This window comes from Pseudoalteromonas sp. JB197 (genome assembly GCF_002332205.1).
GTDB classification, from domain to species: Bacteria; Pseudomonadota; Gammaproteobacteria; order Enterobacterales; family Alteromonadaceae; genus Pseudoalteromonas; species Pseudoalteromonas nigrifaciens.
Genome location: NZ_NRGZ01000001.1, coordinates 2,869,933 through 2,889,857, shown reverse-complemented (window position 1 = coordinate 2,889,857; position 19,925 = coordinate 2,869,933). Strand labels below are relative to the sequence as shown.

The following is a 19,925-nucleotide window of genomic DNA, read 5'->3' as shown; positions in this document are numbered from 1 at the left end:
AAGTAATACTCGCCTAATTTTCATAAGGAAGTAGCCGTATGAATAAAGAAACGAGAAAACGAAAAGCGTTAAAATACAGTGCGTAGAAAAATGGCTAACTAAAGAAAAAACATAAAAGGCTTTAGACTAACAGAACTTCTGAACCTAAATATATCGATATGATTTTCATAGGGACATAATCGTAACGCCATGAAAATAAGTAAGTTAAGCATAAAAGAGGATGTAACTAATTTTGTGTAAATGCCTATCATAATTTACTCTATCAAGAGTTTAAGGATTAGGCGATGAACATGAATAAAGAAGAACTCGAAGCGTTTGCTAAGGAAGCGGCTAAAAGCATTAAAACACCAGACGATTTAAATCAATTTAGTCAGATGTTAAAAAAGATAACCGTTGAAGCAGCACTTAATGCAGAAATGGATGAGCATTTAGGCTATCAAAAACACAGTAAATCCACGAGTGCTAATAGCCGCAATGGTAAAACAAGCAAGCGTATCAAAACAGAAGATGGTGAATTTGAGCTTGATACGCCCCGCGACCGTGAAGGCTCTTTTGAGCCGCAGCTTGTTAAAAAGCATCAATCTCGATTTACCTCAATGGATGATAAAATATTATGGTTGTATGCCCAAGGAATGAGCACCCGTGATATCGTAAATGCATTTCATGAGTGGTACGGCGCTGATATTTCTCCTACATTGGTGTCACGTGTAACCAGTGCTGTGATGGAGCAGGTTACAGAATGGCAATCTCGACCACTGGATGCTATTTACCCTATTGTTTATTTGGATTGCCTAGTTGTAAAAATACGCCAAGATAAGCGTGTTATCAAAAAGTCTATCTACCTTGCCTTAGGTATTAATATTGACGGCCATAAAGAACTGCTTGGCATGTGGATTTCTGAAAATGAAGACGCTAAGTTTTGGCTAGGTGTACTCACTGAATTAAGTCAACGGGGCGTTGAAGATATCTTAATAGCGTGCGTAGACGGCCTAAAGGGATTTCCTGATGCAATTAATACTGCTTACCCTCAAACACATGTTCAGTTGTGTATAGTGCATATGGTTCGCAACTCATTGAAGTATGTTTCATGGAAAGATTATAAAGCCGTCACGGCTGATTTGAAGCTGATTTACCGCTCGTCGACAGAAGAAGAGGCACTGCTAGAATTGGAGCGGTTTGCAGAAAAATGGGACAATCAATATCCGCAAATAGCGAAGTCATGGCGTGCGAATTGGGATAACTTAAATACGTTATTTAATTACCCTGACGCAATACGAAAAGCTATTTATACAACGAATGCTATTGAATCACTCAACAGCGTTATTCGCCGAGCGATTAAAAAGCGTAAAATATTTCCAAATGATAATTCTGCAAGAAAAATGATTTATTTGGCAATAAAAGAGGCATCGAAAAAATGAACGATGCCAATTCGAGACTGGCGTAATGAAATGAGTCGTTTTATCATTGAGTTTGAGGAACGCCTCAATAAACATATTTAAAATGTAAAAACGGGCAGTTACACAGAATCCGTTACAGGCTCTCTGTATGGTATAAAATCTTCCAAATTACCCCATCAATAATTTAGATTATGCTTTATCATCTTTTTCTTTAATTATCTATAAATAATCTGCGAGGCGGAGTATAGCCCCTTCATTTTTCATAGTTTTATAAGTAGTACCTTTATTACCAATCATCAACCTTAGATCTTTATCAATATATTTAGGTGTAAGCTTTACTACCTTTGATTGTTTTACCTGTGGTTTTGGCTGTTCTTTTTCTTGTAAGTTTTTAATATGTGCAATCAAGTCAAATAAGTTGCTATTGGGCAGCTCCTCTAATGCCTGCTCAGCTACTACAGGGGCAATATCATCACCAATTCCCATTTGCCCTAACATATTTGTAAGTTGCTGTAGCTTAGTTAGATCATCATTGTTGTCTTTACTATCTGTAGAACCCTCTGGCTCAATATATGTCTTATCATGCTGAATTAAGCTAGCCTTAGGTATTTCTAAATCTGCATATTTTTGAATTTCGTCTTCAACTCCACTTTGTAAGGCTCTAATCATTGGGCGAATCATACTAAGCTCTTCATCAAAAATGGTTTCAACTAATTGTTCGTTGATTATTTCACGGCCAATAGTTACAGCTCTTGTTTGACATAAGTAAAAAAGGGTTACCGCAACATGAGCAATTCCTTGTGAGTAATCCCAAAAAATATTTTTAATTTCATCAGTTAATGGCTGAGAAGATTTAAACCATTGCAATGACCAAAGCTGAGTAAAAAACCGATCCCAATCACTTCCTTTACCTGTTTTATCGGCTGTATTAAATCGGTTCCAATTAATGCTGCCAAATTGTGATGCACGTCTCGCTGAACGCATACTTGGCGAAAAAACTTCATAGGCTTTCGGTGTACCAACGAACAAAATTGGCAATTTTATTGTATTTGTAAGTTGCACAAAGAAACGAAGAATTTTTTCAGATACACCTGAATTGGAACGCTCAAGATGCTGAATTTCATCAATAACCAATAACCCTATTGAATGTAGTGCAGCAATCCGTGCAAAGTCCCCGAGTAACACCTCTGCATTTGCTCTTGGCTTTACATATTGCTTTTCATATTGACTATTATTATCTAACGCACTATCAAGTGCCCTAAAAAAATTAATACAAAGGCTTTTTATTGATGCGTCATGAGGGCATTCAACCTTTAACCAAACTAATTGCACGTGTTGATATTCTGAGTGCATTATAACTTGAGGGTAGCCAGATAAAATAGCTTCAACCGCTGTGGACTTACCTGCTCCTGAGCAACCAATTACTGAGCTTACTAGAGCCTCATTACCGGCATTTCGGCTCATACTTTGAAAATCTGCGGTATTGTTAAGGGTTTCTTGATAGCTTTTATCTGCAATATTACGACTCAGATACCCCTGTCTAATCATCGATGAAATTGTTTGTTCAAGTTGTAAATGTGCTTTTGTTGGATATAAAAAGCCATCCATTATTCGAAGCATAGCATGCCTGCGAATATACGCAGGTAAAACAACCTCTTCTGGACGCACTTCTGGTATGCGCCGAATCAATTGCGCAGTGTCCTGTGGTGAATTTATTGGCGGCAACGCATTTATTAGTGGGTGACCTTCGTATTCAGTGATTTCAGCATTTATGTATACGGCATTTTCAAAATAAGGCACTTAAATGCACTCCTTAAAAGTCATCAAGATCAGGATAGTCAAAACCAACATCTTCTTTCGTATTTGAGTTTGAATTAATAGGCGTCACAGTTGCTTTATTGTCAGTATTAGACTGCTTTTGTGAATCACGATTTTTTTGACGCTCTAAGTCCTTCTCTTTAGTACGATTTTCACGAATGCCATGCAACCTTTGAGAAGAATTTGATATATCAGCTTTTTGTTGTCGCTCAGCTGCTACTTTAGTGATTTTTTCTAACTCTGCTTGCACATCAGGAGCTTTATAGTCTGCTTTTTGTTTCGTTGCAGCAATTGTTCCTCTAGATTCATTAAGAATACTTACCGCCTCAGTAAAAGTCATATCAAGGTATCTACGGCTTCGAGATTGTAATGAGCACGTCCAATAATTATCGAATTGATTATCTGGCCTAATATAAATAATATTTGTATCAAGCGGGTTATAGGCCACCTCTACGCTTTTGGGTCTTTTAGCTGATTTATTTTTATGAAACCAACCTACACTAACAGCCTCCGCACAAGTGTAATAAAGGCCTTTAAAGCAAATCCCCATAACAGACACAGTCGCATTATCATGAGGTAGCAAGTTAATCGTTATTAATTTTTGGTCAATTTCGCGTAGCAGTCCTGTTCGATTCTTAATCCCCCACAGCCATAATTTAACTGGTATAGGAGCAAGACTTGTGGGCATATCACTTTCAAAATCATAGTCCTTTAATGGAGTGGTAGTATTACGGTTAATTTCTGAGACTATTACCATTTTAGTAAAATCAAATAATGTTAAATTTGCTGACAGCTCATTACGCTTACCCGCTTTCTTTTTTCCATTGAAGGGTTGAACCTTACCCTCTACATAAGGAAGTATATCTACATGCATTGTATCAAATGACTTTTCCACAATTCCTTTATCATTCCCTCTATATGCCCGAGTATTTGATAAAGTAATCCCAAACCGATTAACTAATATATCTCCATGCTTACCAAGCAATTCTCCCCTATCAGCTGTAATAGTTGCTGGAATGCCTATACTCGGCCAGTCAGCATGAGAAATATCTATACCAAACTGCTTGCAATATTCAACTTTGTCACAAAATGTATTAGCTAAAGCTATTGATGCAGTTGCCCAAGATGGGTTTTCAAGACCCACATATAACCCAACTGTCAGGCGGCTAAACACGTCTTTGACTTTATAGATGATTGGTCGGCCTATAATACGATCAGGATCTTGGTTAGATACTAAGTACACATCTGCTATGGTTGCATCAATTTCATAACGAGCTCCGGGACCAAAGTTATTTGTAACGGCGGTACTTCTTAATGGTGCTATATCTTTTTCATACTCAATGCTTGAACTTTTAGCTTTAATTACCTCAGGTTTACTGTAATTTTTCTCAAAAAAATACCTAAACTGAATATCTGTTGGTAATTCACTTTCGCGTATTGTTGGGTATCTGGATTTTATAAAACCAATTGCTTTTGCCCTAGCCTTTGGTAAGTCAACATCTTCTCTTATCAGATAAAACCCTTCTATCGCCAAATTGAATATCTCTGCAATTTCGTCTGTAATAATCATGCCTTGTCCGGGTGAAACAGAGCGCTTTCTTCCTAGTTTTGATTTCGTATTTCTTCGTGCTTTTCTGGGGGCACCACATTTAGAATAGTCAGGAGTTAAAGCATCGGGTGCCATACCTCTCTGCCAGTAACGCCTTAATTGACGAGTAATATAAAGACGAGGCTCACCTGCCATCTCAATAATCGATCTTATGTGGGTATTCCGTAATTTCTTATCAAATAAATCGACGTAATTTTCTAGTAAAGGTGAAATAGTAGTAAAAGCTCGATCTCTAGCTTTCTCTGTTTTTGAGCTTCGTTCAGGAGTTCTTAAAGTAATAGGGTCAGGCTCTTTAACTAAACCTAATGAGTAAAATTCATTTATATCAACTCGATAAGGCCATGCATTAGCGTCGTTAATATCAATAAGCATTAAGTAATCAATATGCTCAAAAACAACTCGTAGCTGAGTTAGTTGCTCTGAATGCGGATCTTTATAAACTTGATTAAGAAACATCTTCGATATCTCCCCTTACCAAAGCAAGATTTCCAATAAGCCTAAGATCTGAGCATATCCATTGCCTAAAGACCTTATTTAAAGGGGCATCTATAATATTAGCTGCAATCGCTCTACGCATAACTCCAATATGAAAGCCGGGCTCGCATGAATAACTATCATCAAGTAATGAACAAGTTGCTGATAAGCTTTTTTTTGATTCTTCTAGGCGTTCAAATACTTGTTGAATATCTGAAGTAGACAAGTCTTTATAAAGTTCATTAGAGTTTTGATTAGCAGCATGTAGCCACTCTAAGTTTTCTTTAATAGCTGGTGTTATTTCTTGCTCAGTAAATAGTTTCCATTCATATCCTTGCTGTTCCCAGAAGCACTTTTCTATTTGCAATTTCTCAACAGTTCTTTGCTCGTCCAAATCATCCGCATATTTTACCGCAATAGCCACCCCTAACTTATTTTTCATTTCTATAACTAGGTCAGTTGTAACTACTTTTAATTTTCCGGATATTTGTGGGTGCTTGATACCTAACCTCTGACAAATACTCAGTGAATCCACAATAGGAATGGGGTATTGCTCTTTTATATCTATCGTTAAATGGTACCGATCAAAAACAAGGAAAGCAGATAACTCTAAGCGGGAGAGTAAATGGTGGGGGCGTGACGAATGTCGGCCAAAAATTCGAAAACTTTCTCCTCTACTACTAATTTCATGGACTTTAATGAAAGGTTCATACTTACTACCAGCTCCCTTACCTCTGGTTTTAAGACGCTTTTCATCTTTTGGGTCTAATGGTCTTTCTGAATCATGCATGCTTTTCTTCCCCTGCTATTATTTTAAGATAGCAGGGGAAGAAAAAAGTTCAAACTTTATTATAAAACATCAAACTATATTATAAAACATCAAACTATATTATGGTCGCACATTTATCTTATAACACTAACTTCTTGTTATTCAACAGTAACCGATTTAGCCAAATTACGAGGTTGGTCAACGTCTGTGCCTTTAATTACCGCTACGTAGTACGACAGTAGCTGTAATGGTAAGGTGTAAACAATTGGCGCAATAATATCGTCAGTGTGATTTACGTTGATAACACGCATGGTGTTGTCTGATTCAAAGTGAGAATCTTTATCTGCGAATACGTAAATAATACCGCCACGCGCCCGTACTTCTTCTACGTTTGATTTAAGTTTTTCTAGCAGTTCGTTATTAGGTGCTACAACAATAATCGGCATGTCGGCGTCAATTAGTGCTAGTGGACCATGTTTAAGCTCGCCTGCAGCGTAGGCTTCTGCGTGAATGTACGAAATTTCTTTAAGCTTAAGCGCGCCTTCCATTGCGATTGGGTATTGTGAACCACGGCCTAAAAATAGTGAATGCTGCTTGTCGGCAAACTCTTCTGCTAACTCGGCAATGCTATCTGCAAGCTGTAAAGTTTCTTCTAATTTTGCAGGTAGTACTTTAATTGCATTAACAATTGCGCTTTGATCAAGGCCTTTTTCTTGCGCTATAGACGCAGTAAGCATTAACAAACCAACTAATTGCGTAGTAAACGCTTTAGTAGATGCTACGCCAATTTCGGCGCCGGCTTTGGTCATAAAGGCAAGGTCTGATTCGCGTACAAGTGATGAGCCAGGTACGTTACAAATGGTCATTGACGCCATGTAACCTTGTTGCTTTGCTAAACGCAGTGCAGCAAGTGTGTCGGCTGTTTCGCCTGATTGTGAAATAGTTACTAGTAGGCTTTTTTCGTGTACAAACGACTGGCGGTAGCGAAATTCTGAGGCAATTTCTACATTACAGCTTACGCCTGCAAATTGCTCAAGCCAGTAACGTGCAACCATACCCGAATGGTAAGACGTACCACAGGCAATAATTTGTACGTGTTTTACATCTTTAAATATTTGTTGTGCACTGTCGCCAAAAGCGTCAATTGCTACTCGGTCGTTGTTTAAACGCCCTTCAAGGGTATTACGTACAGCAAGTGGCTGCTCGTAAATTTCTTTTAGCATGTAATGGCGGTAATCGCCTTTGCCTGATGCATCTTGAGTGATGTTTGATTCAACCACTTCACGCTCTACAGCGTTGCCATCGGCATCAAAAATTTCTACTGTGTCACGTGTAATACGTGCTACGTCGCCTTCTTCTAAAAATATAAAGCTGCGAGTAACCGGTAGTAGTGCCAATTGATCAGAGGCAATAAAGTTTTCGCCAAGCCCTAAACCTATAACAAGTGGGCTGCCTGAGCGCGCTACAATAATTTCGTTGCTGTTGTCTTTATCAAATACAACTGTACCAAATGCACCTTCAAATTGCTTAACGGCAGCTTGTACTGATGCGAGTAAGGTTTTGTGTTGCTGGCGAAGTTGGTGAATTAAATGCACCATTACTTCGGTGTCGGTGTCTGATAAAAACTCGTAACCGTCGCCTTTAAGTGCGGCGCGCAAGCTTACGTGATTTTCGATGATGCCATTGTGTACTAGTGCTAGCTGGCCGCTTGAAACATGTGGATGTGCATTGGCTTCAGTTACACTACCGTGAGTAGCCCAGCGAGTGTGTGCAATACCTGTATGGCCGCTAACACCTGATTGCTCAAGTGCCGATTCTAGGTTTACTACTTTACCAACTGCTTTTACAGTTTTAAGGGTGTTGCCATCAAGCAGTGCTACGCCTGCTGAATCGTAACCACGGTACTCAAGGCGTTTAAGGCCTTCAACTAAAATTTTATTTACTGGACGTTCTGCAACTGCCCCAACTATTCCACACATAGTGTCTCCATTAATTTTTTAAATATTTGCAATCTAACAGCTTACTTGCTGGTAGCTATTCCATAATCTCTGCACAAATTAGTTTTACACCACATGCCTCAATTGCTTTGCGTTTATCGTCTGCTAAGCCATTGTCGGTTATTAAGGTGGTTACTATTTGCCACGGTAATTCTAAATTTGGGATTTTTCGGCCAATTTTATCTGATTCAACCATCACTATAACTTCACGTGCTGCTTTTGCCATTACTTGGCTTAAGCCAACTAGTTCGTTAAAGGTAGTAGTACCGCGCTTTACGTCTATGCCATCGGCACCAATAAATAGCTGATCAAAGTCGTAAGAGCATAGTACGCTTTCTGCAACTTGCCCCTGAAATGATTCTGAATGCGGATCCCATGTCCCACCGGTCATCAATAATGTTGGCTCGTTTTCGAGCGCTAGCAAGCGATTAGCAACTTTAATAGCATTAGTCATTACAACTAAGCCTTGTTTACTTGCAAGCTCTGGGATCATTGCTGCTGTAGTTCGCCCGCTATCAATAATAATACGGTTATGATCTTTGATCAGTGCGGCTGCCGCTTTGGCTATTGCCACTTTACGTTTTGAATCTATTTCGTCACTAACGATTTCTTTTGGTAATGCAATAGCACCGCCATAACGGCGCAGTAATAAGCCACTCTTTTCAAGCGCAGTTAAATCTTTTCGAATGGTCACTTCTGAGGTTTGAAACTGCTCAGCTAACTTTTCCACGACCACTTCACCAAGCTCATTAACCTGAGCCAATATATTGTGACGTCGTTGCTGGGTGTTTCGTTTAGTCATTAAGTAAACCATTTAAGTTTCGTTTCGAAAGTTACGAGATTTTAAACGAAACTATGAAAATGGCAAGGTGTAGATCAAAAAAAGCGCAATATGCGCTTTTAATTGGTCAGGGAAATTCTATTGAGGACTTAGCAATTCTCCACTCAAAATACATTTAACAATGGCATGCTGTCGGTTTGTACTGTTTGTCTTTCTAATACAATTTGTTAAATGGAAATCAACGGTTCTTTGGCTAATGCTGAGTATTTGACTGATCTCCCAAGATGTTTTTCCAACAGATGCCCAACGAATACATTCTTTTTCACGTCGCGTAATTTTTACAGCCTCAAGACTTGTTGAGCGTCGGTAAGCTTCAAATATTTCAACTAAAAAAATTCGCCAGTAATCCCCTAGCATTTTCACTTTACGAGGTTCAGCGCCTAAATTTGACAATTCCAACACTAGACAAGCAAATTTATTCTTCTGTAAACCCGTAGGAATTATTAATACCGACTCATAGCTGCCAATTAACTCACTTAGCTGAATTGCTCTTGTTTCATTTAAGCAATAATGAAGCAACCCCTTACAGGAATTAATATCATTTAAAAAAGAATCATCAAATTCACCGAAATAATGAGTATCAAACTTAAATAAATCGGAGAGATCAAAAATAATAAATCCTGCTTGAACATAGCTATAATTATTTTTTATATCTTCAAAAAAACCATTAAAGCCATGTATTGAGTTTATAAGCTCAATTCTTGAATGTAGTTCATTCATATTTATCATATGCAGAACTCGATTTAGACTTACTTTTACAGAGTATAGGAAATGCATCACAAGAAGAACTTGGCGAGTCATTACCAATAATTTGAGTGTCAATACCTACATACGAGTCAGCGGGATATATTACACGGCTAGCGCATTTTAATCCCAGACTCTAACAGGGTTGAGCGGTAATCATCGTCTAGCCCTGCCATTTTCTTTTTCCTCGCCATACTTGCTGACTTAGATGCATCTTGTTTAAAAAGCGCCATGGCTATCTTTCGCATTACATTAAACATTAATGGCCCTTGAAGTTTGCGTATTCTCGATTCATCTTCTCTGAAGTTCATATCAAGCATCCAATGCATGCTTTCAACCTGCCAGTGACTGCGTACCGCATTGAGTGCTTGCGCTGCATTTAAGTCTAATGAACTTATATACCAGCGTGTTTCAGTGGTATCCGACCCTGCCGACTTATCATGAACTTCAGCCCTGACCTTAATAATACTCGTTAAGCCAGGCCAACGATAATCCTTGCCTAACCAGCTTTTATCTATAAGTAACTGCTGGCATGTACGTGTTTCAACACGCCCATGTCCTGAGCTTATTTCGGTATGTTCATCACAATTATGCTTAGTTAACCTTTCACGCTCGCACTTGTGCCACCACGCTTCTAGTTCCTTTTGCATGCCTGAATGATTACCTTTAAGTGCAAGAATATAATCTGCTTTTTGTTGGATGATTTGTTTTGCTATTTCTTGTTGGCATCCCATCGCATCTAACGTAATGATACTGTTTTCAATATCGAGCAGGGTGAGTAATTCTGGTATTGCGGTGATTTCATTTGTTTTATTATCAACAGCCGTCTGCCCAAGCACTAACTGGTGTTGGCAACTCCATGCACTGACCGTGTGTAAGGCACTTTTTCTGTCTTTTGTGGTAAATGAACGCCGTGCGGTTTTGCCATCGATAGCGATGATATCTGCACCTGTGGTTTCAATCAGTGATGATATCCAAGATTGAAATGCCCTTTCTATTTCATTTGCTTTTAACCGACACATGACGCGCGCAATCGTGTCATGTTTTGGAATTCCTGCGTTGAACGTGCCGTATTTTTTTAACCAATCAAGTTTTAGGTGCCCAAAGTCTTCAATATCTTCCCATCCTTCTGCACCAGAGAGCACAGCGCTAATAGCAAGGAGAAGAATATCGATAAGTTCATGCTTTTTACAACGTTCAATGCGAGGATCTGTAATTGAATTAAAATGTTTCAGAAAAGTAGTGCTCATATTTATGCGACCAAGTAATTATTATGCCTTGATCTGATCACTACTTGCTCTATAAGTTCAATTTATAATGATCTTGCCGTGGGATATATTACTGTTAAGAAAGTAAAAATAGCTGTATAGATAAATGATGTTTTATATATGTTATTCATCGTGGTGTAGCCCCTAATTTATGTTGTAGTTATATTGTTCACATTAAATTTGAGCTACACGGTAGATTTTATCAATAATGAGATAACTTTTCTATAACTTTACAAAAACAAATTTTAACCTATTGAATATCAATGGAAATAATTTCACTAGTTCTACTACCTAAACTTTCAACGATAATTAAACCATTCACTTTGTCCACATAAAAACTTGGTCTAATCACACTAAAGTCAAACGTTTTTGACTTTAGATTAGAAGTATCCACATCATTTAAGTCTATTTCATAGAAGGTCGTATTTATCAAATTATGATTACTCCATAATACTTTACCGTTTATTACAGCCCAATTCGTGTTTGTCTCAGTGGAAATGCTTACCGGCATTGGAGTCATCGTTTCTTCATTCGCATCAAACCGTGATAACCTCCCCGTATTATCACCTAATACATATCCCCCTTCAAATTGGCGAATAAAGCGGTAACCTTTAAAGATAAGGTTTTTAGTTTTCTCTTCAATAACATACTCAAATACTTGCCATTCACCATTACTTTTTCGCGTATATAGAATGGATTTTTCATTTAATGAAAGAGTAACATCGCCAATCAACTCATCAGCCTTAGAGAGGTATGTCAGGCTATTATCAAACGTATTAAGAATTGTTATGCGGTCTTGAAGCTTTAATAATACATATTGTCCAGACAGAGAGGCGCCGAGCAACTCTAGTGGGTTTTCAGTGCTCATTAGTGTTGCTTTTTTCGTAACCTTGCTTTTTTCATAAAAAATTAAGGAGCTAACACCTCCCTCATTTATAACCGTCCAGATTTTGTTACCTAAAGGTTGATAGGCAATAATGCTACTATCTTGCTCAGGTTGTTTCTTTTGAATCATTTCAACATTTTTAAAATCACTTAATGGCAGCTTTTTCTCTATCAGAGTATTGATAATATCATTATCTCTGATAGCTAATAGTGTATTTGGGGTTACTCGTTCTAATGCGATAAGGCCTTTGTTTTTATCGATAATAATATTTGAATGACCTGTTTTAACATTTATTTTAGCTAGCTTCTTATCATCTAATAAAATGATATGCTCATCATCAAGCCAATGAACATCATAGATAGTTGTATTTTGATCATGGTGAAAAAGAGTTCTGCCAGTCTTTAAATCGTGTACTCGAATAGAATTACGCTTACTACCCAAATAAATTCGCAGTACAACCAACTTACCAGAGTCTGGAGAAATATCCGCACGACTATCATGAAATCCTTTTTGAGGAACAGAAGTAATCTCTTCAAGCAAGCCTTTTTCAGAGTTGAATTTATAGATAAGTAATGCACTTTGCTGATCTTTTTGCCCAGAAAAATAAATTACGTCATTTTCATTTTTGTCGATAAACACATCTGTGATAAAATAAAAATCAGCTACTAACGTACCTATTCCATGCGCTTTATTTGTTAGATCTACCTGCTTTAATAAAGCAATACCACCTAAATTATCGGAAAAGTACAAGCGCTCCCCATCATTAGAGAAAACCAAACCTGTAGGCAGGGTTGTATTATCTACAAGCACCTCTATAGTCTCTGTTTTCTGGTCTTTTAAATAAATATGATAATTCTTTTCATGACTTAATTTACTAGTGAATGCAATGTATCGACCTTCACTGGAGGCTGCAAAGGCTTTTTTGTCTGAGACGACAGTATTTACCACCCTAGCAGTAACTGAAACTTCATCGACATTGTATTTAAATAAAAGATAAGCTAACGAAAGAAAAAGAATCGCTATTGCAATAAGGTAAAAATAGACCTTAGCTTTTTTAACATTCTTGTGCTCTGTTTTTTCTATACTTTTTTGTTTTTCTTCTATAGGGGAAGGAATTGTTGAGACAGGACAAATTAATTTATATCCACGTTTAGAGAGCGATTGAAGATATTTAGGATCCTTATGATTGTCATTCAAAACTATGCGTATTTTACTAATAATACGCCGTACAGCTGCATCTGACACACAACGGTCTTTCCATAAGTTTTCATGCAACTCATCCATTGATATATAACGCTCATGATGCTCAATAAAATACATCAATACAGCAAAAACTTTTGGTTCTAGCACAACAGATTGCTCATTAACTCGAAGAGACATTTCGTCTGTGTCTAAGTAATACTCACCTAATTGAATCAACATACGTCCATTGCAGCTTTTAACGACCAATTGTTTCTACTTAGCCCAATCATAACCTATGCAATTTTTCATTACTACAACCCTTTAACCTATTGATTTAAAACATAGTCACAACTTAGTTACAGTAAAATTATTTATGTATTATTGCCTAATTTATTTGTTGCCGTATTTTCGTTGAAAAAAGGAATAGCTATGAAATTTACATCCAAACTAATCTATCAAGGGTTGATAGGTTTATCTGTCGTTATGCTTATCTCAGGTTGGCAACTAGGTTTTGCCGATAATGCCGAAATTATATCAAAAGACTCTGTCACTATTGCGAAGGTTGAGCGCGGTGATTTTTCAATAAAGGTTGATGGCTATGGTTCATTGCAATCAATCAATAAACGGCTTCTCACAGCAACAAGTAATGCGGTGGTTGACGAAATAAAACTAAAAGCGGGTGCTGTGGTTAAACATGACACAGTGATCATCACTTTAAATAACCCCGAACTAGAAAGTAAACTACGCTTGGCATTAGCAAAACTTAAAAATGCCAAAACCCAAAAACGGCAAACCGTATTACTGCAACAGCGTGAGTTGTTAAATAACGAGTCAACCGTGTCAGAGCTAAAAGCACAATCTGAAATAGCCATGCTGCAAGTTGAAGCAGAACGTATACTGGCTAAATCAGGTATTGTATCGGGGATCAGCGCGAAGAAAAATGAGCTCGAAGCCAAACAGCTATCAAAGCGTATTAACCTTGAAGAATCTAAGCTTGATAAATTAGCACAGATGCAAAAAGAGTCGCTTTCAATTCAAGATGACTTAATAGCCCAAGCGCAAGACGAGTTTGATGTAGCCAAATTAATGGTTGAGCAACTTTCAGTTAAAGCGGGAATGAATGGTGTTATTCAACGCTTGCCTTTAAGTTTAGGGCAAAGTGTCAGTGCAGGCTCTGAACTGGCACTAATAGGGAGCCTCTCCCCTCTAGTTGGTGAAATAAAAGTACCGCAAATTCAAGCTCATTTAATTCAAATAGGTATGACAGCCCAAATTAGCACGTTGAATGACCAGGTGCGCGGCCAAGTAGTGCGTGTAGATCCTGTGATCAGCGAAGGTGCTGTACAAATTGATATTGAGCTCGAGGTTTCTGAATCAGACACCATGAAACCCATGCAACAAGTAGATGCGACTATTTTTGCCGATGTACAAAAAGAGGTGAATTATATAAAACAACCAACAGGTGCAAGCGAAGGCAGTTATGGCTCATTATTTAAACTCACAATGGATAACAAAGCCGTTAAAGTTGAAGTGCAATACGGCAAAGCATCTGGCCAACTCATCCAAGTGTTGTCAGGGCTTGAGCCTGGTGAACAAGTCATTATTTCTACATTAGATATCCCCGCTGAAACAACAACAATAAAAATTGCTGGTTAAGGAAGAATAATATGAATACTGAAATTTTAAGAGTTAATAACCTAAGCAAGTCTTTTTCTAATGGCGAACAAGTCAGTCAAATTTTAAAAGGGATTAGCTTTACCGTGTACGACGGCGAGTTTATTTCTATTTCTGGGCCTTCTGGTTGCGGCAAGTCAACACTCCTTAACATTATGGGGCTGCTCGACACCCCTCAAAGTGGTGAATATTACATTGACGGTTTACTCGTCTCTGATATGGACTCAAACCAACGTGCGAAAGTACGCGGTAATCGTATTGGCTTTGTGTTTCAATCGTTTAACTTAATTGACGAAATGACTGTACTTGAAAATGTCGCTTTACCATTAAAATATCGAGGAGACTCGCTATCTTCACGTCATGCAAGAGCGTTAGATTGCCTAGAAAAAGTAGGTTTGGCTGATAAAGCTGATTTACACCCAAATCAAATTTCTGGTGGTCAACAACAACGCGTATCGATTGCACGCGCGCTAGCTGGTGATTCTGGCATTATGTTGGTCGACGAGCCCACAGGTAATTTGGACTCAAAAAATGGCGATGCAATCATGGCATTAATAAAAGACCTAAATCAGCAAGGCACCACGATTGTATTAGTTACCCATGATCCGCGTTATGCCGACATGGCTACGCGGAATATTCAGTTAAAAGACGGTACTGTAGTTGCCCAAAGCGATGAGCTAGTGTCAAGCACGCCTGCAAATGTAGAACAGGTTGCTCAGCCATGTTAAAAACTGTCTACAATACCTTTAAACGTGCCAAACAATATTATTTTACTACTGTATTTACACTGACATTAACGCTCTCTATGGTGCTGAGCTCATTTAGTTTAGTGGACTTAGTGTTTTTCTCACCGTTGCCTTATCAACAAAGTGATAACTTATACTTACTTGAAGGCACGATTAATTCTAAAGGTTATTCAGGGCCCGCTAGTAACTCAAAAATAATGAGCTACATACAGAGTGAAAATACCGTTTTTACTGATGTTGCTGCTTACCATAAATGGACTGACTACAAGCTACTAGATAAACCAACAAGACCTGCTGTGGACGTAATACTTGCCACACATAATTTATTTGATCTACTCGGCGTACAACCCAAACTTGGTCGGTTATTCAACAAATCAGAAGCACTCGGTACTCAGCAAATGTCGGTCGTATTAGGCTACCGTGCTTGGCAAACCCACTATAATGGTGACCCGAATATTGTTGGTAAAAAAATACAACTCAACCAACGTCGCTTTACCGTTGTAGGTGTTGCACCTGACGATCTCGTATTACCCTCATACAGCAATATAAATGATGCAATATGGCTTCCCATTGATGCTGACGAAGCTTTTAACCCTAAAACATCTAACGGTTTTATGGGCGCGTATAAGAGTGTTGTTAGATTTAAGCCCACAGCCTCAGAGCAAGAGATCACGGAACAATTAGCTGACTTATCACTTAAAGGTGCACAGTTACACGCGCCTAATATTTTAAAAGATTTTACTGTCAATGCGCGTGTTACTGCATTTAATGATGCACTTAGGGGCGACAGCGGGAAGATTGTATTAATGCTATTATTGGGTGTGTGCTTATTAATGCTCATTGCTCTTATCAACCTTTCTAGTATGCAGCTCGCTAAAGCCATTACGCGCATCAAACCCCTTGCAATCAGCTTTGCATTTGGGGCAAGCAAAAAACAACTAATTATTGAAACGTTAAAACACAATATTTTACTTATTAGTATTGCAGTGTTACTTGCTTTAACACTTACTCAAATCGGCTTTATCGTTATTCAAAACCTAGCAGCTGACGCCATTCAACGTTTAGACACGCTTTCTCTTAGCTTTAATACTTTGTTATTTTCAGCTTTTCTGATTATTAGTATTGCCTCACTTTATTCATTTATAGAACTTAGTGTTGTGAAAGAGCAAAACTTAATGAGCAGCCTACAAAGCAGCGGTAAAGGAACGGGTAAGCAAATGAGTTCAGCCACCAGCCATTTACTTGTTGGTCTGCAAATTTTGTTTTCGTTTTTAGTATTAACCACTGCTAGCCACGTAGTTTTAGTAACTCTTTCTGAAGCACTCAGAAATAACGGACTGGATACAGAAGGTAAATATTCATTAACAATAAACTATAGTAATGTCGATAAATCCGGCGAACGTATTAATTTACACAAAGCAGTTAACCAGAGGTTGTTGGCGCTTAATAATGTGAGCAGCTTAGCTGTGTCATCCGAAATGAGGCTGCCAAAAACGGTTAATGTCAATCAAATATATAACGAAGCTGGACAGTATATTGCCCAAGCACGTAATAGCTTAGTAACTGCCAATTACTTTACTGAACTTAACTTAACGATAACGGGGAAAGGCTTTGCCAAAGGGGATGAACAACTAGAAAACCCACCGATCATTATTAACCAACGCCTTGCGGACTTACTTAATAAAAACAGTAATGATGTACTCAATAGTAAGGTGAGTTTTGACAATAAAAAATACTACTCAATCATAGGTATTGTCAGCAACACCTATGTACCGGGCAGCCCTGAAAGTGAAGACTTTGAAGTTTTTACACCTAAAGATTACCCTGGTTGGCAACAATTTACATATTTGATTACTGTTGCAGATGAAAATAATGCAATTGCCCATATTCAACAAGCAGTATTAGAAGTAGATCAACGATTAGACATTAATAACATAGTATCTTTAACAAGTATGTTTGATGAAAAAAGGCAACGTCACTTAAATGCAGCATGGCTGGCTATTGTGTTGGCATCAACATCGCTGCTGATGGTGTGTATTGGCATAAACGGTATTGTTAGCTATTTAGTTAAAGTGCGCAGATATAGCTTAGGCGTAAAACTTTCTATGGGGGCTGACAATTATAGGTTACTAAAAGAAAGCTTATTAGAACTCATGCAACCCATAATAATGAGCTTAGTGTTAGCCTTTTCGTTGGCATTTTTAATTATAGGCTATTGTATGTCATTACCTGGGGTTGACCTGCCTATAGACTGGTGGTTAACAACGGTCATTTGGCTGGGTTTATTAGCGATATCAGTACTTGCCAGCTTTTTTCCGATCAACCAAACGTTACGACAAGATCCAATAAAGGCATTACGAAATGAGTGATAATAAGACTCCGGCACCTCATGCTCATGAATAAAGCTATAAATATACACTCGACTTTAATTTATTCTGCGTAAAGTCGGGTTTCATTGAATCACTGTCAACAACAACAGGTAGTCCCGCTTGGTTAGCAGCCAATTTTGATTTATTATCAATACATACTCATTAACTCCCTAAAACGATGACTCATCTAATGCAATTCAATAGCCTAGAAAAACTACTGTTTGAAGAGCGCAAAACCGCCCATGAGACTTGCCGGTTATTTGCAAAAAGTCCCAGCAAAGGCAACTTAAAACGCATTAAGAGTTTGTTTGCAGTGTGTGGTGAAGGAGTGATCATTGAAGCCGGGTTTCACTGCGATTATGGTAGTACACTTATTATTGGTGATCGTACCTTTATAAATATTAACTGCACCATTTTAGATTCTCCGCTACCTGAGTCGGCCATAAGTATTGGGAACGACTGTTTAATAGGCCCTAATGTACAATTGCTAGCTGTATCTCACGCGCTAGATCCGCAGCAAAGATTAAGTAAAGAAAACTTTAGCCAGCCAATTAGTATAGGTAATAATGTATGGGTTGGTGCAGGCGTAATCATTTTAGCTGGAATAACTATTGGCGATAACGCCGTTATTGGAGCGGGCTCGATAGTAACAAAAAATGTGGCAGCCAACACCGTGGTGGTTGGAAATCCTGCGGTTAAAGTTAAAGATATTTGAAGCAGTAATTCGTTAAAAACAACCTACAAAGCCTACTCTGCAGGTTGTACAATATATAACTAAGCAGTGTGTTTCTAAGGGAGGGGTTTATTGTTTATTTTTTAATGTAAGCGCTAAACCCGCCATAATAAACTCAACTTGGGAAACCTGCGCAGCTAATGCTTGGTGTAACCAGCCAGATTCGTCTACAAATGTACGGCTTAATTCGCCAAGCGGAACTATACCGTGCCCCACTTCGTTACTTACAAAAATAACTTGCCCTGGTAAGCTTTTAAGTTGAGCTAATAACTCAGCTTTTTGCGTTTGCCAGCAATGCTTGTCGCTATGGCATAAACAGTTTGTAAGCCATAGCGTTAAACAATCTACCAATATACAGTTATCAGCTTTACTATGGGCTTTAAGTAGTTTGGCAAGCGCTATGGGCTCTTCAACTAATTGCCAGTTTGCTGGGCGGTCTTTTTGATGGCGCGTAATACGTACTTGCATTTCATCGTCATTAGGCTGTGCAGTGGCCAGATAAATCACCGATTTATTACTCTTCATTGCCAATTGTTCAGCAAAACGACTTTTACCACTGCGGGCACCGCCTAAAATAAGTGCATGGTTGTTGCTCATAATAAGCCCACTAAGGTTAAGTAAATAATCACCTCAGATAACTGCTGCGCCGCGCCTAAACAATCTCCAGTATAACCACCTAGCTGGTGCTTAAACCAGCGTACTAATACACTGCGTAAAATGAGCAACACGGCAATAATAATCACCGCTGTTTGCCATACAATAATATTTAAACAAATTAAACTCAGTAATAAAATTACTGCAGTGAGCGTTAAAATAGCTAAGCTGTTAAACGACAAATACATAGCTATAGGCTTAACTTTTGAGGTGGCATCCTCACTCACGTAATCCATGCTCATAATTAAACTGGTTGCTATTACCCGACTTAAACACTGACCCAGCAATATCGCAGTTATAATGGCTGTGAGCGAAGTACTAAGTAATACCAGACTCTGAAACTTAATCAGTAATATTATAAATAATGCCGCAGCTCCATAAGTACCCAAACGGCTATCTTTCATGATAGTTAATTTTTGCTCTACCTGCCAACCGCCGCCAAAGCCATCCCACACATCAGCCCAGCCATCTTCATGAAACGCGCCAGTTAATAGCAAGCCAAAAGCCATCATTAATAACACACTTAAAGACGGCGGTAACAACAGCTGAAAAACACAGTAACTAAGTGCCAACAACCCACCAAGTAACAAACCTACTAATGCAAAATAGCGACTGGCTTGATTAAGGTGGGTGTTAGTAACATTAAAACGCAAAGCAACCGGAATGCGGGTTAAAAAGCTAATCGCCAATAATACTAACTGCCACTGCGTGACCTTGGTTTGTAATTTATTATTTGGGGTATCTAAAAGTGAACTGTCACTCAT

The 19,925-nt window shown here is 38.3% G+C and carries 14 protein-coding genes and 1 pseudogene; 5 read left to right on the top strand and 10 right to left on the bottom strand.

Annotated elements, in window-relative coordinates; genetic code table 11:
• Positions 1-290 precede the first annotated feature (290 nt).
• Positions 291-1,499: pseudogene (locus CIK86_RS13650) on the top strand (IS256 family transposase).
• 117 nt (positions 1,500-1,616) lie between these two features.
• Here CIK86_RS13650 and CIK86_RS13645 read toward each other — a convergent pair.
• The 8 genes from CIK86_RS13645 to CIK86_RS13610 form a co-directional block, all read right to left on the bottom strand.
• Positions 1,617-3,197 (bottom strand): ATP-binding protein, encoded by a 1,581-nt coding sequence (locus CIK86_RS13645; protein WP_024602313.1) that lies wholly within the window; start codon positions 3,195-3,197, stop codon positions 1,617-1,619.
• Between the two features lie 13 nt (positions 3,198-3,210).
• Positions 3,211-5,280: a Mu transposase C-terminal domain-containing protein gene (locus CIK86_RS13640; protein WP_086993159.1), complete on the bottom strand. Its 2,070-nt coding sequence runs from the start codon at positions 5,278-5,280 to the stop codon at positions 3,211-3,213.
• Positions 5,270-6,088 carry a heteromeric transposase endonuclease subunit TnsA gene (locus tag CIK86_RS13635; protein WP_024602314.1) on the bottom strand — a complete coding sequence of 273 codons (819 nt, stop codon included), beginning with the start codon at positions 6,086-6,088 and terminating at the stop codon, positions 5,270-5,272. The genes CIK86_RS13640 and CIK86_RS13635 overlap by 11 nt, the downstream gene beginning before the upstream one ends.
• A 137-nt stretch (positions 6,089-6,225) precedes the next feature.
• On the bottom strand, positions 6,226-8,046 hold the full coding sequence (gene glmS / locus CIK86_RS13630) for a glutamine--fructose-6-phosphate transaminase (isomerizing) (RefSeq protein ID WP_011329617.1): 1,821 nt from the start codon (positions 8,044-8,046) through the stop codon (positions 6,226-6,228).
• Positions 8,047-8,101: 55 nt separating this feature from the next.
• Positions 8,102-8,866 carry a DeoR family transcriptional regulator gene (locus tag CIK86_RS13625; RefSeq protein ID WP_086993160.1) on the bottom strand — a complete coding sequence of 255 codons (765 nt, stop codon included), beginning with the start codon at positions 8,864-8,866 and terminating at the stop codon, positions 8,102-8,104.
• A 117-nt stretch (positions 8,867-8,983) separates the two neighbouring features.
• Complete coding sequence (locus tag CIK86_RS13620) at positions 8,984-9,625, bottom strand: helix-turn-helix transcriptional regulator (RefSeq protein ID WP_217896462.1); 642 nt, start codon at positions 9,623-9,625, stop codon at positions 8,984-8,986.
• A gap of 137 nt (positions 9,626-9,762) precedes the next feature.
• Positions 9,763-10,899, bottom strand: a complete 1,137-nt coding sequence (locus CIK86_RS13615; protein ID WP_008466968.1) for an ISAs1 family transposase — start codon at positions 10,897-10,899, stop codon at positions 9,763-9,765.
• Between the two features lie 268 nt (positions 10,900-11,167).
• The gene (locus tag CIK86_RS13610; protein WP_086996757.1) at positions 11,168-13,225 is read right to left on the bottom strand and encodes a winged helix-turn-helix domain-containing protein; all 2,058 of its coding nucleotides are present in this window, start codon (positions 13,223-13,225) and stop codon (positions 11,168-11,170) included.
• 189 nt (positions 13,226-13,414) lie between these two features.
• Here CIK86_RS13610 and CIK86_RS13605 point away from each other — a divergent pair, with 189 nt between their 5' ends.
• The 4 genes from CIK86_RS13605 (at position 13,415) to CIK86_RS13590 (ending at position 18,489) form a co-directional block, all read left to right on the top strand.
• Positions 13,415-14,641, top strand: coding sequence for an HlyD family efflux transporter periplasmic adaptor subunit (locus tag CIK86_RS13605; RefSeq protein WP_086996754.1), 1,227 nt, complete (start codon positions 13,415-13,417; stop codon positions 14,639-14,641).
• 11 nt (positions 14,642-14,652) lie between these two features.
• Positions 14,653-15,387 (top strand): ABC transporter ATP-binding protein, encoded by a 735-nt coding sequence (locus tag CIK86_RS13600; RefSeq protein ID WP_086996751.1) that lies wholly within the window; start codon positions 14,653-14,655, stop codon positions 15,385-15,387.
• Complete coding sequence (locus CIK86_RS13595) at positions 15,381-17,774, top strand: ABC transporter permease (RefSeq protein WP_086996748.1); 2,394 nt, start codon at positions 15,381-15,383, stop codon at positions 17,772-17,774. The genes CIK86_RS13600 and CIK86_RS13595 overlap by 7 nt, the downstream gene beginning before the upstream one ends.
• A gap of 190 nt (positions 17,775-17,964) precedes the next feature.
• On the top strand, positions 17,965-18,489 hold the full coding sequence (locus CIK86_RS13590) for a sugar O-acetyltransferase (RefSeq protein WP_254910745.1): 525 nt from the start codon (positions 17,965-17,967) through the stop codon (positions 18,487-18,489).
• An 87-nt stretch (positions 18,490-18,576) separates the two neighbouring features.
• On the opposite strand, the gene cobU is transcribed toward CIK86_RS13590, so the two are convergent.
• Together cobU and CIK86_RS13580 are read right to left on the bottom strand one after the other, a co-directional pair.
• The gene (cobU, locus tag CIK86_RS13585) at positions 18,577-19,104 is read right to left on the bottom strand and encodes a bifunctional adenosylcobinamide kinase/adenosylcobinamide-phosphate guanylyltransferase (protein ID WP_011329620.1); all 528 of its coding nucleotides are present in this window, start codon (positions 19,102-19,104) and stop codon (positions 18,577-18,579) included.
• Complete coding sequence (locus CIK86_RS13580) at positions 19,101-19,925, bottom strand: adenosylcobinamide-GDP ribazoletransferase (protein ID WP_086996742.1); 825 nt, start codon at positions 19,923-19,925, stop codon at positions 19,101-19,103. Before CIK86_RS13580 ends, cobU begins: the two co-directional genes overlap by 4 nt.

What these genes read in the sequence shown, in the direction of transcription:
- CIK86_RS13640 (WP_086993159.1), bottom strand. Translation starts at nt 5,280, where the DNA reads ATGTTTCTTAATCAAGTTTATAAAGATCCGCATTCAGAGCAACTAACT.
- CIK86_RS13635 (WP_024602314.1), bottom strand. Translation starts at nt 6,088, where the DNA reads ATGCATGATTCAGAAAGACCATTAGACCCAAAAGATGAAAAGCGTCTT.
- glmS (WP_011329617.1), bottom strand. Translation starts at nt 8,046, where the DNA reads ATGTGTGGAATAGTTGGGGCAGTTGCAGAACGTCCAGTAAATAAAATT.
- CIK86_RS13625 (WP_086993160.1), bottom strand. Translation starts at nt 8,866, where the DNA reads ATGACTAAACGAAACACCCAGCAACGACGTCACAATATATTGGCTCAG.
- CIK86_RS13620 (WP_217896462.1), bottom strand. Translation starts at nt 9,625, where the DNA reads ATGAATGAACTACATTCAAGAATTGAGCTTATAAACTCAATACATGGC.
- CIK86_RS13615 (WP_008466968.1), bottom strand. Translation starts at nt 10,899, where the DNA reads ATGAGCACTACTTTTCTGAAACATTTTAATTCAATTACAGATCCTCGC.
- CIK86_RS13610 (WP_086996757.1), bottom strand. Translation starts at nt 13,225, where the DNA reads ATGTTGATTCAATTAGGTGAGTATTACTTAGACACAGACGAAATGTCT.
- CIK86_RS13605 (WP_086996754.1), top strand. Translation starts at nt 13,415, where the DNA reads ATGAAATTTACATCCAAACTAATCTATCAAGGGTTGATAGGTTTATCT.
- CIK86_RS13600 (WP_086996751.1), top strand. Translation starts at nt 14,653, where the DNA reads ATGAATACTGAAATTTTAAGAGTTAATAACCTAAGCAAGTCTTTTTCT.
- CIK86_RS13595 (WP_086996748.1), top strand. Translation starts at nt 15,381, where the DNA reads ATGTTAAAAACTGTCTACAATACCTTTAAACGTGCCAAACAATATTAT.
- CIK86_RS13590 (WP_254910745.1), top strand. Translation starts at nt 17,965, where the DNA reads ATGCAATTCAATAGCCTAGAAAAACTACTGTTTGAAGAGCGCAAAACC.
- cobU (WP_011329620.1), bottom strand. Translation starts at nt 19,104, where the DNA reads ATGAGCAACAACCATGCACTTATTTTAGGCGGTGCCCGCAGTGGTAAA.
- CIK86_RS13580 (WP_086996742.1), bottom strand. Translation starts at nt 19,925, where the DNA reads ATGAGTGACAGTTCACTTTTAGATACCCCAAATAATAAATTACAAACC.